This is a genomic window from Pantoea dispersa, from assembly GCF_035783935.1.
GTDB classification, from domain to species: Bacteria; Pseudomonadota; Gammaproteobacteria; order Enterobacterales; family Enterobacteriaceae; genus Pantoea; species Pantoea dispersa_C.
In genome coordinates, this window is the sequence record NZ_JALKOV010000001.1 from 873,584 (window position 1) to 888,239 (window position 14,656).

At 54.7% G+C, this 14,656-nt stretch carries 16 protein-coding genes; 4 read left to right on the forward strand and 12 right to left on the reverse strand.

The features are described 5' to 3' along the window. Positions 1–419: 419 nt before the first annotated feature. From MXF20_RS04265 to MXF20_RS04285, 5 genes are all read right to left on the reverse strand, one after another. On the reverse strand, positions 420–1,079 hold the full coding sequence (locus MXF20_RS04265) for a DUF2931 family protein (RefSeq protein WP_058769809.1): 660 nt from the start codon (positions 1,077–1,079) through the stop codon (positions 420–422). After that, positions 1,070–2,944 (reverse strand): phospholipase effector Tle1 domain-containing protein, encoded by a 1,875-nt coding sequence (locus MXF20_RS04270; protein WP_325967802.1) that lies wholly within the window; start codon positions 2,942–2,944, stop codon positions 1,070–1,072. Before MXF20_RS04270 ends, MXF20_RS04265 begins: the two co-directional genes overlap by 10 nt. A 240-nt stretch (positions 2,945–3,184) precedes the next feature. Beyond that, positions 3,185–4,459 carry an MFS transporter gene (locus MXF20_RS04275; RefSeq protein WP_325967803.1) on the reverse strand — a complete coding sequence of 425 codons (1,275 nt, stop codon included), beginning with the start codon at positions 4,457–4,459 and terminating at the stop codon, positions 3,185–3,187. Beyond that, a complete protein-coding gene (locus MXF20_RS04280; RefSeq protein ID WP_325967804.1) occupies positions 4,434–5,504 on the reverse strand; it encodes an amidohydrolase family protein in 1,071 nt (356 codons plus the stop codon). The genes MXF20_RS04275 and MXF20_RS04280 overlap by 26 nt, the downstream gene beginning before the upstream one ends. Positions 5,505–5,774: 270 nt before the next feature. After that, positions 5,775–5,957, reverse strand: coding sequence for a DUF1289 domain-containing protein (locus tag MXF20_RS04285; protein ID WP_021506023.1), 183 nt, complete (start codon positions 5,955–5,957; stop codon positions 5,775–5,777). Positions 5,958–6,078: 121 nt separating this feature from the next. On the opposite strand from MXF20_RS04285, the gene MXF20_RS04290 reads away from it, so the two are divergent. Then, positions 6,079–6,354: a metal/formaldehyde-sensitive transcriptional repressor gene (locus tag MXF20_RS04290; RefSeq protein WP_325967805.1), complete on the forward strand. Its 276-nt coding sequence runs from the start codon at positions 6,079–6,081 to the stop codon at positions 6,352–6,354. Positions 6,355–6,400: 46 nt separating this feature from the next. Then, positions 6,401–6,751 carry a DUF3147 family protein gene (locus MXF20_RS04295; RefSeq protein WP_325967806.1) on the forward strand — a complete coding sequence of 117 codons (351 nt, stop codon included), beginning with the start codon at positions 6,401–6,403 and terminating at the stop codon, positions 6,749–6,751. A 104-nt stretch (positions 6,752–6,855) separates the two neighbouring features. Here MXF20_RS04295 and MXF20_RS04300 read toward each other — a convergent pair whose 3' ends face one another. The 3 genes from MXF20_RS04300 to MXF20_RS04310 form a co-directional block, all read right to left on the reverse strand. Then, positions 6,856–7,506 (reverse strand): hypothetical protein, encoded by a 651-nt coding sequence (locus MXF20_RS04300; protein ID WP_325967807.1) that lies wholly within the window; start codon positions 7,504–7,506, stop codon positions 6,856–6,858. Further along, complete coding sequence (locus MXF20_RS04305; protein ID WP_325967808.1) at positions 7,506–8,063, reverse strand: hypothetical protein; 558 nt, start codon at positions 8,061–8,063, stop codon at positions 7,506–7,508. The genes MXF20_RS04300 and MXF20_RS04305 overlap by 1 nt, the downstream gene beginning before the upstream one ends. A gap of 155 nt (positions 8,064–8,218) precedes the next feature. Further along, the gene (locus tag MXF20_RS04310) at positions 8,219–8,872 is read right to left on the reverse strand and encodes a hypothetical protein (protein WP_325967809.1); all 654 of its coding nucleotides are present in this window, start codon (positions 8,870–8,872) and stop codon (positions 8,219–8,221) included. A gap of 257 nt (positions 8,873–9,129) precedes the next feature. Between MXF20_RS04310 and MXF20_RS04315 the strand changes: the two genes are divergently transcribed. After that, positions 9,130–10,155: an NADP-dependent oxidoreductase gene (locus MXF20_RS04315; protein ID WP_325967810.1), complete on the forward strand. Its 1,026-nt coding sequence runs from the start codon at positions 9,130–9,132 to the stop codon at positions 10,153–10,155. Positions 10,156–10,201: 46 nt separating this feature from the next. Here MXF20_RS04315 and rluF read toward each other — a convergent pair whose 3' ends face one another. Then, positions 10,202–11,083 (reverse strand): 23S rRNA pseudouridine(2604) synthase RluF, encoded by an 882-nt coding sequence (gene rluF / locus MXF20_RS04320; RefSeq protein WP_021506014.1) that lies wholly within the window; start codon positions 11,081–11,083, stop codon positions 10,202–10,204. Between the two features lie 237 nt (positions 11,084–11,320). On the opposite strand from rluF, the gene MXF20_RS04325 reads away from it, so the two are divergent. Further along, positions 11,321–11,989, forward strand: coding sequence for an MmcQ/YjbR family DNA-binding protein (locus MXF20_RS04325; protein ID WP_325967811.1), 669 nt, complete (start codon positions 11,321–11,323; stop codon positions 11,987–11,989). Here MXF20_RS04325 and MXF20_RS04330 read toward each other — a convergent pair. The 3 genes from MXF20_RS04330 to MXF20_RS04340 are packed head-to-tail and all read right to left on the reverse strand — an operon-like array spanning position 11,973 to position 14,656. After that, complete coding sequence (locus MXF20_RS04330; RefSeq protein ID WP_325967812.1) at positions 11,973–12,917, reverse strand: metallophosphoesterase; 945 nt, start codon at positions 12,915–12,917, stop codon at positions 11,973–11,975. The genes MXF20_RS04325 and MXF20_RS04330 overlap by 17 nt on opposite strands. A gap of 12 nt (positions 12,918–12,929) precedes the next feature. Next, positions 12,930–13,748 carry a carbohydrate ABC transporter permease gene (locus MXF20_RS04335; RefSeq protein ID WP_325967813.1) on the reverse strand — a complete coding sequence of 273 codons (819 nt, stop codon included), beginning with the start codon at positions 13,746–13,748 and terminating at the stop codon, positions 12,930–12,932. Continuing rightward, positions 13,745–14,656, reverse strand: coding sequence for a sugar ABC transporter permease (locus MXF20_RS04340; RefSeq protein WP_325967814.1), 912 nt, complete (start codon positions 14,654–14,656; stop codon positions 13,745–13,747). The genes MXF20_RS04335 and MXF20_RS04340 overlap by 4 nt, the downstream gene beginning before the upstream one ends.

Genomic DNA, 14,656 nt, shown 5'->3' on the forward strand with positions numbered 1-14,656 from the left:
ATGAGGGGTAATCAGACCCGGTTATACGCAGTAAAGCACGCGCCTGTTATGTGAGATTGCCCGACGTCACCTGGGCACTTCTCCAGCAAGCCAGGCTAATCAGGCAACTAGCGCGCCGGCGAACCTGATGTTTTGTCCGGGTTTGTGCGCGGGCTCACCTGGCGTGGCCGCGATGTGGTGCAGGATTTTGCGGTGATGCCGCTGATGGCTGCGCTATTTTTCCGGGCTAAGATGCACCTTTTCCTGCAGCAGTAAGGTCAGCCAGTCTGCAAACACCCGGACAGGACGGGAAAGGTGCAGCCGGTGCGGATATGAAAAGAGTCAGTTTGGTAAACGGAAAATATTGTACGTTAAGACTAAAAATTGACCACCAAATCCCAAAGGATCCTGGGAAGATCCTTCAGGGGTAAATAGGTTTCTTACCAACTACCGTAGGGATATTTTTTCCCTTTGATAAAATCCTCGGTATCTTTTCCGTACTCATAGCCATTAGAAAACCGCGTTATTCCTTTGCAAATATCTAATTTATCCCCTGATACGGTTTTCAGGACTGACGGGGTGACGCGATAATTAGGCTCAGAACCACTTCCCTGTAACCAGACGGCCACTTTCCCCTCCGGAGCCAGACCAATTTGTACTCTGTCGTAATACGCAGTTCTTCCCCGATAATCCCTGTACTCACTCGGCCTGAGCATTTTCTCCAGTACAGGTTTAGGGATCGTCAGGTGAGTTTCATACACTTTTTTATCGATAATGGAGTCCCAGCAAAAAATAATATGTCTGGGAGGCCGTTTAACGTGATTCCAGTAGCCACCAGGCGCACGGTCTTTGTCGTTCCACTCGCCGATAACTTCGGGCAGGTCGGGCGTACTGTTCAGCGTGTTAAAGCGATAGTCCTTTCCATCAGAGTCAAGAATAGCGGCAAACGTCACCACTGCTGGCAACGCTTTAGGTGTGAAAAAGTTAAAAGTCCACTCTGCCGGTACATTGCTTTGCGCGGCGGTGTCGGACAAAGATTTCCCCTGACAGGCCGTCAGAATCAGCAACGGAAAAAACCAGGCTGCACGGATTATTTCCATATTTTATTCCCGTCCATATCATAAACTGTACGTTGCCAGCGCTCGTCTGGCCGGTTGGTGAACGTTACCAGCTTCGCTGGTTTGACTGCACCGCTGATACTCCCCTGGCCGTCTCTCACCACGCTATTCCAGTTGGCTGAGCAGTGAATATATTTTTCGGCCAGCATCAGAATTTCTGGCGTGGTAAAGCCGGGGGCAGGTTGCCCTCTCCTTATGGCACGGCCCATTACAATCGCTTTTTCACACAGGCTGTTCAGTTCTGGCTTGAGTGACAGGTTGTCGTCTTTAGGCAAAATAAGGGAAAATTCGACCCCGGCATCCTGCGCCGCATCGAGCATCACCCGCAATACCACCTTCGACCAGTCGTTACGCGTCGGACGGTTGATAACCAGTGCGGCACCGCTACGTTTCTGTAGCGTTCCGTAACGGTCGGCGGGCATTCTGTCGTCATACCAGGTAGCAACATTCACCTCTACCGCATTCAACAAGGGCGCTATCGCCGGATAGCCGTCGAGTGCTGTAAGCTGCGCGCAGGCCTGCCGATAAATCCGTGTTTCCGTATCAGGGGTGGAGTGAGGGACGGTTTCAAACTCTGGTAGGGTAAGGAAGTATGCTTCGTGTTCGTCGGGGTTGTAGCCACCACCAATGTCGGAGTGTGCACCGGGCAGCGCCAGCTCCGGCCACGCCGGTTTAACGCTATTCAGCGCGAAGTTAAAGCGGCATTCGTGCTGGGCGGTGATATGGAACACTTTGTCTGCCACACCCGGACGCAGCACCAGATTGACATCCCCGGTGTCGGCGCTGTGCGGGTTTAGGCCGTTAACGGGTGTCCCGATGGCGGCTACGGTATCGAATATACCCAGAAAGCGGGTTTTTCCTCCGGGCGTCCCGGAAAACTCAATACCATTCAGACCTGCTTTAATCGCCGTGATAATGGCGTGATCCTGGCTGAACACCCGATTGGCAAAGTGGCGTGCCGCCGCTGCTCCCCGGCTGAAGCCAAAAATATCAAACTGCAGCTCTTTAATGGTGCAGGAACTGGTGCTGGCATGCTGGAGTAAATAACCCTGAATACCGGAAGCCAGTGCTGCAACTGCTTTATCGGTTTTTCTCACTACGCCAGTATCGCCCCGGCCTGTTCCCATTCCGTAAGTGCTGTCGCCAGCCCCGTCTTCCGTACCGATACCTTCGATATAAATAGCGTACTGACCGGCTCCTGTATCGGGCCTGATATCCTGTCTATACAGTGTATTCAACCAGTGTACGTTGCTGTAGTAACCGATATAGCTCCCTGCAGCAGTGCCGCTGTAGCCACGTTTTAGTCTCACGCACTGGGAATACGCAGATCCAGCATCAGCATCATTCATCCCGTAATGTTCACCGGAACAGGCGGCCTGACGGTCACCACTGTTATTCGCATTGTTGCCTGTGCCATCAAAGAACACGCCGATGGTCAGCGTGATTTCCCGTTTCTTCTTCGCGGCCTGCGCTCGCTGTTCAGGCTCTGACTCCTGCGCTTTTTTCCTCGCGGTCTCGGCCCGTTCGGCCACCCGTCCGGCGTTGCAGTCGCTCTCGTAGGTGTGCGTCTGGACTGATGGAATAAAACGGGCGCGGCATGGGCAGGAGCTGTAGCTGTCCAGCGAACCCGCCCACTCTTTCAGCTCTCCGCCCACCTCATAGGTGTCCCCAGTGCCGCCGCACACGCGGAAGCGCCCCTCATGCTTCCCGCACGTCACCGGGTCGCCCTCCCTGACCTGCTGCCGCACAATGCCACCGATTTCGTAGGTGTCGTCAGACGCACCTGAAAGGATCCGTCCTCCGCAGGTAGTTTTATCCAGGTGATACAGAAAAAATCCCGTTGCCATAATCCCTCATGAATGAAGTGGTTATTAAGTCAGCGCATCATATCTTAATCATGACTTAACCAAAATCATCGGCTTCAGGTTGCCGCTAGTACGCCTGAATACAAAAAAGCACCCAACGTAAAATACATTCCGTATCTCAATCGTAACCCTAAGATGAAACCGGCTGAACACCTGACAGCGCGTCAGGTATTCAGCCGTGTCACAGGTTTTAGCCTGCCGATTGCGCGACGGGCGCAAAGCTTACTGCAACTTCACGCCTTTGGTTTCTGGCGCTAACCAGACCACCACCATCGCGGCAAGAAAGGCGATCACCGTGGTGGCCAGCCCGGCGGTGAATCCTCCAACGCTGGCGACAAAGCCAATCAGCAGCGGCGCGATAAAGCCGCCCAGGCGCCCGCCGTTATACGCCAGCCCCATCAAAAAGCCGCGTGACTGCGTGTCGCCAATGATCTCGGCAAGGAAAGGCCCGGAGCCGGCAAAAATACCGTTTACGCCAAAACCTGCCATAAAGATGGCGATCATCAGAATCAGCGGCTGCGTGGTCGCCAGATACATGCCGACCGCCACCGCACCGATAAACAGGTAGAGCAGAAACATCGGCCTGCGCCCCCACTTATCGGCCAGCAGGGAAAACACCAGGAAGCCAGCAATGGCACCGGTTTGCAGCGCCAGCACAAATTTCAGACTATGAAGAAAATCGAGATGCTTAACTTCACGAAGATAGGTTGGCGTCCAGGTGAATACGCCCCAGAACAGGTACTGAATGAAAAAAATAAAGGTAAACGCCAGCAGCAATCCTCTGAGATTGATTTTGCCGGTACCTGCCGTTTTGCTCTGGCGGTGAGCGCGTTCCTGCTGGCGCGCCAGCCAGACAGGTGATTCAGGCGTGATATAAGCAATGACCATCATGATAAATACCGGCAGTGCGCCAATCATGAAAAGATAACGCCAACCGCCGTTTTCCAGTCCGCCGGTCAGGGCCGTCACCAGCGCCGTCAGGCCAATCGCCAGAATCGCCCCCACCGGCAACCCCATTTGCATCAGCGCGCCGCCGCGTGCGCGACGCTCCGGACGCCATGTTTCGGCGATCAGTGCCGCTCCTGACGTCCACATGCCGCCCATACCCAGCGCACCGCAGAAGCGCAGCAAAGCAAACGCCTGAGGATTATGGGAGAACGCCAGCAGTCCGGAGAAAAGTGAATAGATCGCGATACAGATGAAGGCCGTTCTGACGCGTCCGATTTTATCGGCAACCAACCCAAACAGAATGCCACCAATAATCTGCCCGCCAGCCGTGGTGCTGATAAACACGCCAAGTTCTGTTTTGCTGACATCAAATACTACGCCCAGCACCGGTAATAACAGCGAGAGCAAAAACGAGTCGTAGCTTTCAAACGTCCATCCTAACCCGCCCAGCGCCAGCGTCCTTTTTTCTGCCGATGTATACGAGATCGTTGCAGCGGACTCATCCTGCGCCAGGGAATGCGTTTCATGCAGTCTTGATTTGATATTCATCCATATTCTCCAGGGAGGATAAGCGATAGCGTGCAGCCGCGGTGCGCCAGAACAGCTGTTCTCTTTCAGCGAGCGAAGCCTGCGCAGCCAGCCTTTTACAGGCATTCCAGAATACGCCGTAGCTGAACATCCCTTTGTCGACCGGAAAGTTGCTGGCAAACATGCAGCGCCCGACGCCAAACGCGTCAACCAGGGTTTCAAACTGCGGCCGCCAGGCCTGCGAAAGCGTCTGAGAGTCCGGTGGCATGGCATGCTGAGCGAAGGAATAGCCCATGACGGTCATGCCGAAACCGCTGATTTTGATGCTGACGTTGGGCAACGCAGCCAGCGCGCTGACGGCCTTTTTCCATTCCTGAAAGGTGGCATCCCGTTTGTCGGCATACGAACCGGTACCGATCGGCCCGCCGCAATGGTCCACAATGATGTGCAGATCGGGTAGCGCCCGTGCCAGCGCAGCAATTTCATCAAGCTGGGTGTGATAAACCCAGACATCCAGCGACAGTCCTTTGCGGGCCAGGCATGCGGCGCCGCGCCGGAATGCGGCACTGGCCGCCAGACCTGCGGGCGGCGTCACGGGGCTGGATACCACGCGTGGGTCATCATGCCAGGCCAGCGGATTACGCATCCCGCGTAATCGTCCCCCTGAACGTTCCATCATGCTCTCAATAACCGGCAGCAGATCATCGCCAGCCAGCAGGCTGGCACCGCCGACAATCGCTTCACAGCCTGCTGCCGCGCCGTAATGACCGCTGTCAAACATCGCCGCAACGCCGCTGGCAAACTCCACTTCACCGACAGGTTTGAAGGCCTCTGGTCCGTTGCGGCGCAGCATTGAACGGCACTGAATGTAGACGGTGGAGAGTATCCGGTGGCCGGATGTTTCGATATCGTGGCTGAATTCAGGCGCCAGATAACGCCCTGACTGGCGATCCCATAAGTGATGATGCGCATCGACCATCGGCAGGTCGGGCATCAACGCGGGTTCATGATGCAGTGCCAGCCAGTGCTCTCTGACAGGCAGATGCGGTGCGTTAACAATCTCCATAGTATCCCCTCTTAACTGCCTGATTTAAATCAGGTCTGAAACGCTGCTGGCATGCCTCATCGTAAAACCTATGAGTTGCACCAGATAAAACACAGTTTTACATAGTAAATTGACTATAGATTCACCACATAACCGATAGCCAGCAAAAAGGGGATGTTAATGATGTAAGTAAGATGTTAATCACAAATGTCCCGCTGCACCGTCAGGTTTCAGTCTTCCGGAGCAGCGTCAACCTTCCATGTATGCGTCGCCTCACCCCGACGGGCAAGACTACGCCTCTCTGGTTTTAAGCGCTTTCAGGCGCGCCGGAAGCGCCCGCTCTGTCGCTTTGCGATGATAAGGCGACAGCTTGCGCCAGCTTTGGGTTTCCCCACGCGTGCGTCCGCATCCCTCGCACCAGCCGGTTTTCGTATCAAATACACAGAGATCAATGCACGGTGATTTTGCGGCCATATCCAGCCTCCTGGGATTCAGATGTCGATGGCGGGGTAATCAGTTGCAGGCAACCCGAAAGCGCCGTAAAGTGAGTTTTATACTATACCCCAGTATAGAACATGATCAACTGGAGACAGTCATGGCCCATACCCTGAAAAATCAGAAAAGCTTGCTCACCCGCATTCGACGCATAAAAGGTCAGGCGGCGTCGCTGGAAACCGCCGTCGAATCGGGTGAAGAGTGCCTCAAGGTACTGCAGCAGGTCGCGGCAGTGCGCGGTGCTATCAATGGCCTGATGAGCGAATTGCTTGAGGGCCATATACGCGAACATTTGATGAATGCAGAGGCTACGCCGCAGGCGCGAAGTGAGGATCTGGAAGAGATCGTGGCGGTCATTCGGTCTTACCTAAAATAGAACCTCAGGCACCCAGCCGGCTTGATGATAATTATCGGGAATAACGATGCTCTGGCTAATCTCAAAATACGCGTTAACCGCCTTTATGGTGGTACTGATCTCTGAAGCAGCGAAACGTAGCGATCGTCTGGGCGGCCTGCTCGCCGCTTTACCTCTGGTCACCCTGCTGGTGCTTATCTGGATGAAAATAGAAGGACAAACGCAGGAGAAGATTGCCGCCCACGCCTGGTATACGTTCTGGTATGTGGTGCCGACTCTGCCGATGTTTATCCTGTTTCCGTTTTTTTACCAGCGCATCGGCTTCTGGCTCACGCTGCTACTCTCCTGCGTGATTACCGTGGTGCTGTTCGCCCTTTGGGCGTTATTGCTGAAGCGGTTTGGCATCATCCTGATGTAGGCGCAACCCGCATCAATTTCTGCGGGTTTATGAGCTGGCTCATCTGCTCTGTTGGCGTACGAGGAGCGGGAATTACTAACGGTCAATGCAACTGGCTTTCAGCTTTAATCGATCACTGAAAAGTTGTCACAATCCGAATCAATAGTAATGGTTAAATCTGAATTTTCAGGCCTCATTATAAGCACACTGGTATCATCATGAGCGAATTCTTGATTATCGCTTTCGGAGCGCCAGTAACCATCGGTACAAAGCAGTAGCATCTCTCCATCTCGCCATTCAAAACTTATCTGATTTGGTAATGTAAAGCGCCGGGCTTTTAGCACGCGGGTGAGAATGTTAGCATAGCCGTCACCCAGCCCGGGGAAAGTGTTAACCATAATATGGGGCTCATTCACCCAGTTAGTTTTGCCATTATTGCTTATACCTAACCTGCAATCGCCGACATAAATGACCTTTCCGCTTCGCCCTTCTATGTCTAAATCAATAAGTGTATAGCTGGCACTTTCGGTAAGATAGTCAGGAATGAGTGTGCGGTGAATCTCTTTCAGAAGCGACACAACTGATGCATGTTTGTGCTTTGTATACTGCCTTGATAGTGCTTTCGCCCAATATTCAGCCAGGCGACGAGGCGCCCTGCCTTTATCTAAGGCATCGACGATAACTGCAATAAAGCGGCCGTCACTAGCACTGATGGCGACATAATCATTATTATCACTACGAGAGACGCCTTGCTGACTTTTCCATGAAATTTGCATTAGCATGAAGTCCTGGCAACTATTTCTTCAATGCGTTCAAATATAATACGCTCACGCTGAGGGTTATTATTGCTTTGGCTGCTTACTGCATATTCAAAATTACTATCTTCCAGTAGTCGGCTAAATTGCTCGGAGATAAATGCTTTAACCGCATCTGCGGTATTGCTCAGTTCATCGATAAGTTCCTCACGGCCATCAATCAAATTGATGATGTCCTCAATATCGCGACTGGTCAATGCATCTCCCTTACCCCTGCCAAGCCAGGCTTCGAGTTTGGTGGCAACAAAATAATCCGGGGAAACGAGCTTTATGGTGATATCTTCACATAACCTATAATCAATGGCGTTTTGCATGGCTTTTTTATACCACCTGTTGCTGAATCCAAGGATAGATTCATCATCCGGCATAATATCCACACGCAGTTCATTGAGTTGCATTGCACAAATGGGAATGTCTTCATCTGGATCCGGTGCCGTTATTTTAAATCCTCTTCTTTGTAACTCCTCCTGAAGAGCATAATATTTTGTATAACTAATTACATGAACAATTAAGTCCACATCGTCTGTATGCCGTACCTGCTCTGCCGTAACTTCATCTGTCAGTAAAAGCGCCGTAGTGCATCCCCCGACAAAAGTGACCTAATTTACCAAATCAGCACCCAGAGCACGAGCCACTTCTACCAGCATACGATGTTGTTGGGTAGCTTCCATGATCACATCTCCGTAAACATATTTTCCAGCATTTTGGCGGCAACCCCCACTTCACGTGGATTTCCAAGCCGGATAGCATCCACGAGTGCAAGCATTGCATAGAGGTCGCCGTCCTGCCTGACAGCATAGGGTACGGAATGAAACAAAGGTGTTACTTTTAAACCTTTGCTTTTTGCACGTTCATCAGGCCAGACAGCCACCAGTTCACCTGCGCTGAATAATTTTTCATTCAACACTGGTGCAGAGAAAGAGGTGGCTATTCCGCGTGTCAACTCTCCCATCTTAACAGGGAAAACATATTTGATTCCGTAGATAAAAAATTCCAGCAGGGATTTCTTATTGGTTCTCGGCACGCCATATTTACGGTCTTTACGGACCAGACCAATATCTGTACATCGCCTGATTGAATCGGCGATTTGGGTTTTGCTTATACCCGTGGTTCTTTCCAGGCCACGAACGGTATAAAGGCTTTCCCGATAAGCTTCAATTCCCCCTGACTCAATGATGCCTTGTTGCTTCAACTCATCTTCTTCCGTGATTTCCCAGTCCTGCCACGATAGTACGTCCGTTTTGAGGCCTTCACTATCGTTTAAATTTTTTTCCTGGCGCTGCAGCGATACCAGTTTTAGCAGCAATAAAATGTCTTGACCTTTCATATCGGCTAACCTCACCCTGTCCTGTGTCCCGGGACGCAGGACAATGCTGTTTCCTTTCAGGCAAGAAAGCAAGAAAAAATTTTCGCTGCTTAATCCACGGTTACCAGCAAAAGAGCGGGCATGTTGGCCCGCAAACACCGTTCAGGATAAAGCCTCTCAGGGCGCGATAGTACATCCGGCCCCGCATCAATCATCCATTCCCTGCCCGATCATTGGCTACACTTGCTGCTTTACCCGCGCAGAAACAAGGAAATGCTATGACTCAACACGCTTCACTCAATCACGCCTGGCTGCTGGCGTCACGCCCGGACGGCGAGCCGGTGAAAGAGAACTTCCGCTTTGTCGAACAACCGTTGCCGCAGGTGCAGGCGGGACAGATGCTGCTGCGCACTCACTATCTGTCGCTCGACCCGTATATGCGTGGCCGCATGGATGACAGCAAATCCTACGCGCCGCCGGCGCAACTCGACCAGCCGATGGTCGGCGGCACCGTGTGCCAGGTGGCAGAATCGCAGCATCCGGATTTCAGCGCCGGCGACTGGGTGCTGGCGGCCAGCGGCTGGCAGAGTTATGCCCTGTCCGATGGCACAGGCGTGACTAAACTCGGTCATCTGCCCCATCCATCCTGGGCGCTGGGCATTCTGGGTATGCCTGGCTTTACCGCCTACATGGGCCTGATGGATATCGGTCAGCCCAAAGCTGGTGAAACGCTGGTTGTCGCCGCCGCCACCGGACCGGTTGGTGCCACGGTCGGTCAGCTCGGTAAGCTGAATGGTTGCCGCGTCGTCGGCGTGGCCGGCGGCGAGGAGAAGTGCCGCTACGCGATTGATACCCTGGGGTTTTCCGCCTGTATCGATCATCATCGTGACGATTTCGCAGAACAGCTGGCGGCCGCCTGCCCGGACGGTATCGACATCTATTTCGAAAACGTCGGCGGCAAAGTGTTCGATGCCGTCTTCCCGCTGCTCAACACCGCCGCGCGTGTGCCGGTGTGTGGCCTGGTGTCGGGCTACAGCAGTCGCGAACTGCCCCCCGGCCCGGATCGCACGCCGCTGATCATGGGCGGGATTCTAAAACGCCGCATCCGCATGCAGGGCTTCATCATCTTCCAGGATTATGGCGATCGCTACCCGGAATTCGTGCAGGCGATGACGCCGCTGGTCGAGCAACAAAAGGTGTTGTACCGCGAACACATGGTAGAAGGGCTGGAGCATGCGCCGCAGGCGTTTATCGACATGCTGAAAGGCAAAAACTTCGGCAAAACCGTGGTAAAAGTGGCGTAACGTCACTGTGCCGCCGCATTTCAGGTGCGGCGGCAAGTCAGGGCGATCAGCGCCCTTTTTTCTTGCGTCCCGGCTGGGTAAAGCGCTTGCGATTAGCGCCCTGACCCGCTTTGTCACTCTGTTTGGGCGCGCTGACGGCCGGTTTCTTCGCGGCCGGCGTTGCCGCTTTTTTCTTCGCCTGCGCCTGCTGCGTTTTCTGATCTTCTGACGATGAGTCCTCAATCAGCTTAAACAGATCGATCAGTTCATCGTCCGTCAGATCGCGCCACTCACCGAGCGGGATGCCTTTCAGGCTCACGTTCATGATCCGCGTGCGCTCCAGCTTCGTCACTTCATAGCCGAAGTGTTTAGCCATGCGGCGAATCTGCCGGTTCAGTCCCTGCACCAGGATAATGCGAAACACAAAGGTCGACTCCCGCTTCACTTTGCATTTTTTCGTTACTGTGCCGAGCATCGGTACGCCCGCCGCCATACCGGCAATAAACTCGTCGGTGATCGGCTTATCTACCGTGACCACGTACTCTTTCTCGTGATTGTTACCGGCGCGCAGGATTTTATTCACCAGATCGCCGTGATTAGTGAGGAAAATCAGCCCCTGCGAGTCTTTATCCAGCCGGCCAATCGGAAACACGCGCTTGCTGTGGTTGACGAAGTCACCAATGTTGTCACGCTCGCCCTCTTCCATGGTGGTGACAATGCCCACCGGCTTGTTGAGGGCGATTAACACCAGATCGTCTTCGTTGCGCGGTTCAATCAGCCGCCCGTTGACTTTAACCTCATCCCCGGCGAACACCTGCGCACCGACGCTGGCGCGTTTGCCGTTAATGAAAACGTTGCCTTGTTCGATGTAGCGATCGGCGTCACGGCGCGAGCAGATTCCGCTCTCGCTGATGTATTTATTCAGGCGCGTGGATGAGTTGGGCAGCATGGTTCCTCCGAAAAAAAACGGACTATACAGCATGTGCGCACGTTGCGTAAGGCTCGGTTAAACATCTGCGCCGCGTGTTTCAGCCAGAGGGTACGCGCAGCGGCGGCAGCAAATACCCACCGGCGGTATTACTGATTTAGGACACGAAAATTGCTGGCTTGTCGGTTAACATATCCCTTCGTTCACCTGATTCCGCCACGTTAACTGGGAACATCTCACCCCAAACCAGGCCTAAAAATGTACGATGTAACGCACTTTTTCTCCAGCCGGGAAATCAATGATAAAACCCTGCTGGCTTACGGTTTCCGCAAGGATGATCAGGATTATTGGTACCGCTGCGATGTGATGAATAATCAGTTTACGCTGCAGGTAAAAATCTCCTCTCAGGGCGAAATTGCTGCCAGCGTCATCGATAAAGTGACAAAAGAAGAGTACATCCTGCATCGTATCGCGTCTGCCACCGGTGCCTTTGTCGGTCAGGTGCGGGAAGAACATGACGCTGTGATGCTGGATATCGCGCAAAACTGTTTCCCGCAGAAGCATTTCAAAACGCGCCAGGCGGATGCGATCGTGCAGCACATAAAACAGCGCTACAACAGTGAACTGGAATTCCTGTGGCCACGCTTTCCTGAAAACGCCATCTTCCGCCGCAAAGACAATGACAAGTGGTTCGGTGCCCTGTTGAACATTGACAGCAGCAAGCTGGGCCGAACCGATGGCAGCCCGATTGAAATCGTCAATGTCAAAGTCTCGCCGCAGGAGATGGCGGCCCTGGTCGATGGAGAAACGATATTCCCCGGCTACCACATGAACAAAAAACATTGGGTCACGCTTTGTCTGGATGATTCCATCCCCACGGCTGAGATTTTATTGCGCATCGACAACAGTTTTAATCTGGCCGGATAACGATCGGCGCTGCAGCGTTTCGCTGTTCGCGGCTGATTTCGCCGCCCCATCCCTGCAGCCGCAGCGTCTCGCCCGTCAGTTCCACCACCGCAAAAGGAACGCGCGATGGGCCATCCAGCATGCCCTGCAGGGTAATAAACGCCGTCGTAGCCTGGTAATGATCGCCGCCGCGATGATCGTGACCGGCAAAACAGGCGCGCACGCCGTAGCGGCAGAACAGCTCTGCCAGCTGTGCACCGTTAAGTAAACTATGGCTGTAACACGGTGCCAGCGGATAGTGCCCGAACACAATCACCTGCTGGCCGCAGGTCCGGGCTTCGATAAGCTGCGCTTCCAGCCACGCCAGCTGCGTGGCACCGACCGCGCCATTCCACGGCTGCGCCTGCGGTTGCTGGCGCGCCTGTAACTCAGCCAGCAGCGCGGCCGCGCGCTGGCGATCGTCGCCGTTGTGTCGATTGCAGTACAGGCTGATATCGTTGCCGTCGTAGACAATAAAGCGCCAGCCCGCCAGCTGAAAGGCATAGTAACTTTTTGGCAGCGGCAGCGCGTCATCCAGCTGCTGCGCGATGGTCTGCGCGTCGTGATTCCCCAGCACCACCGCATGCGGATGGACTAACCGATCGTAAAGCGGCAACAGCGCGGCATAGCTCGACCAGTGGCGATCCACCAGATCGCCGAGCGTGACGACAAAATCCAGCGGCTGCTTATTGAGTGCGGTGATCGCCTGCGGCAGCTTGTGCAGCGCATGGCGATAGAAGAGATTGGCTGCCACATCGGCCTCAACGTCCGCGTATTGCGGATCGGCGATCAGCCCGAAACGCAGCGTCGCGTCAAGCGGTGCAGCGCGCAAATCCGGCCGCTGATACAGTTCAGCGACATCCCCCAGCCGCAGGCGCTGCGCCGCCGTCAGCGCATGAGCATAAGCCATCAAAAGCCCTCCTTAGCGAATACCGGCACGCATAAACGACTGAATAAACTGGCGCTGAAACAGCAGGAACAGCAGCAGCAACGGCAACGTAGTCATCAGCGTTGCTGCCCCGATCAGCGCCCACTGCACGCCCTGCTCCGGCGCAGAAAACAGCTGCAGCCCGACGGTCAACGGACGCACCTGCACCGAGTCGGTGATCACCAGCGGCCAGAGGAAATCGTTCCAGTGGAAGCTGATCGAGACCAGCGCGAACGCCACGTAGATGGGCTTTGCCAGCGGGATGTAGATGTGGCGCAGAATGTACAACCGGCTGGCGCCCTCAACAGTCGCCGCCTCTTCCAGCACCAGCGGAATGCTTTTAAAGGTTTGCCGCAGCAGAAAGATGGCGAACGCCGAGGCGAAGTACGGCAGCGCAATGCCGGTCAGGGTGTCGCGCAGCCCCAGCGCGCTGATGGTGCGGTAATTATTCAGGATCAGCACATCCGGGCTGATCATCAGCTGCAGCAGAATCAGCGCGAAGAGGAAACCGGAAAATTTCAGGCGAAAGCGCACCAGCGCGTAAGCGGCCAGCGTGGCCAGCACCAGCTGCACCACCACAATCATCAGCACCAGCAGCGAGGTGTTAATGAAGTAGCGGCCAAACGGTGCCGCGTGCCAGGCAGTAATAAAGTTCTCCAGCGTCAGCGGTGCCAGCAGCGCAAAGTGGCCCTGCCCGGCAGCCGGATGGATTGCAATCCACAGCGCCACCAGCATCGGTAAGCTCCACAGCAGCGCAGCCAGCCAAATCAGCAGGTTGAGCGCAAAACGGCCCGGTGAGGATGCAGCTTTCATTGGTAATGGGCTCGCTTATCCAGCAGGTGGAATTTGATCAGCGCAATGGATCCGAGGATCACCAGCAGCACCACCGTCATGGCCGCCGCAGCAGGCATGTCCCAGAAGCTGAACGCAGTGCGATAGATATAAAACAGCAGCAGGCTACTGCTGTTGTTCGGGCCGCCGTTGGTCATGGCAATCACCTGATCGACAATGCGAAAGGCGTTCATCGAGGCGTTAATCAGCACAAACAGCGTGGTCGGCAGCAGCAGCGGCCACTGCACGCGGCGGAAAAAGTAGCTGCGCGAGGCGCCTTCAATGGCGGCGGCTTCGCTGAGGCGCGGATCGATCTGCTGCAGCGCGGCGAGATAAAAGATCATGAAAAAGCCCGCCTCGCGCCACACCGAAACCGCCATCAGGCAGTACAGCGTGGTGCCCGGCTCGCCAAGCCAGTTGACCGCCGGCAGCGAAAACCATGCCAGCAGGCTATTCAGGATGCCAAGCTGCGGCGTGTAGAAAAACAGCCACAGGTTGGCGATGGCGATCATCGGCAGCAGCGACGGAATGAAGAACGCCGCTCGCACCAGTGCGTTGCCACGCAGCCGGCGATTGACCGCCAGCGCCATCAGCAGCGCCAGCGTTACCGCCAGCGGAATGGTGATCAGCGCATACAGCAGGTTATTCCACAGCGACTGCATGAAGATGTCGTCATCCAGCAGCGCGCGATAGTTATCCAGCCCGACAAAATGGGCCGGATGCGTGGCGCGCGCGGCGCTGAACAGGCTCTGCCACAGCGTGGCCAGCGCCGGATAGTGGGTAAACAGCAGCAGGAAGCTGAGCGCCGGCAGTAACAGCAAATAACCGGCAAGCTGCAGCGACCACCCCCGCGGGCGCAGCGCGGCGGTGCTGACAGAAAAGGAGCTCAT

Excerpts from the sequence above, each read along its gene's own strand:
- MXF20_RS04265 (WP_058769809.1), bottom strand. The coding sequence starts at position 1,079 with ATGGAAATAATCCGTGCAGCCTGGTTTTTTCCGTTGCTGATTCTGACG.
- MXF20_RS04270 (WP_325967802.1), bottom strand. The coding sequence starts at position 2,944 with ATGGCAACGGGATTTTTTCTGTATCACCTGGATAAAACTACCTGCGGA.
- MXF20_RS04275 (WP_325967803.1), bottom strand. The coding sequence starts at position 4,459 with ATGAATATCAAATCAAGACTGCATGAAACGCATTCCCTGGCGCAGGAT.
- MXF20_RS04280 (WP_325967804.1), bottom strand. The coding sequence starts at position 5,504 with ATGGAGATTGTTAACGCACCGCATCTGCCTGTCAGAGAGCACTGGCTG.
- MXF20_RS04285 (WP_021506023.1), bottom strand. The coding sequence starts at position 5,957 with ATGGCCGCAAAATCACCGTGCATTGATCTCTGTGTATTTGATACGAAA.
- MXF20_RS04290 (WP_325967805.1), top strand. The coding sequence starts at position 6,079 with ATGGCCCATACCCTGAAAAATCAGAAAAGCTTGCTCACCCGCATTCGA.
- MXF20_RS04295 (WP_325967806.1), top strand. The coding sequence starts at position 6,401 with ATGCTCTGGCTAATCTCAAAATACGCGTTAACCGCCTTTATGGTGGTA.
- MXF20_RS04300 (WP_325967807.1), bottom strand. The coding sequence starts at position 7,506 with ATGCAAATTTCATGGAAAAGTCAGCAAGGCGTCTCTCGTAGTGATAAT.
- MXF20_RS04310 (WP_325967809.1), bottom strand. The coding sequence starts at position 8,872 with ATGAAAGGTCAAGACATTTTATTGCTGCTAAAACTGGTATCGCTGCAG.
- MXF20_RS04315 (WP_325967810.1), top strand. The coding sequence starts at position 9,130 with ATGACTCAACACGCTTCACTCAATCACGCCTGGCTGCTGGCGTCACGC.
- rluF (WP_021506014.1), bottom strand. The coding sequence starts at position 11,083 with ATGCTGCCCAACTCATCCACGCGCCTGAATAAATACATCAGCGAGAGC.
- MXF20_RS04325 (WP_325967811.1), top strand. The coding sequence starts at position 11,321 with ATGTACGATGTAACGCACTTTTTCTCCAGCCGGGAAATCAATGATAAA.
- MXF20_RS04330 (WP_325967812.1), bottom strand. The coding sequence starts at position 12,917 with ATGGCTTATGCTCATGCGCTGACGGCGGCGCAGCGCCTGCGGCTGGGG.
- MXF20_RS04335 (WP_325967813.1), bottom strand. The coding sequence starts at position 13,748 with ATGAAAGCTGCATCCTCACCGGGCCGTTTTGCGCTCAACCTGCTGATT.
- MXF20_RS04340 (WP_325967814.1), bottom strand. The coding sequence starts at position 14,656 with ATGAGCTCCTTTTCTGTCAGCACCGCCGCGCTGCGCCCGCGGGGGTGG.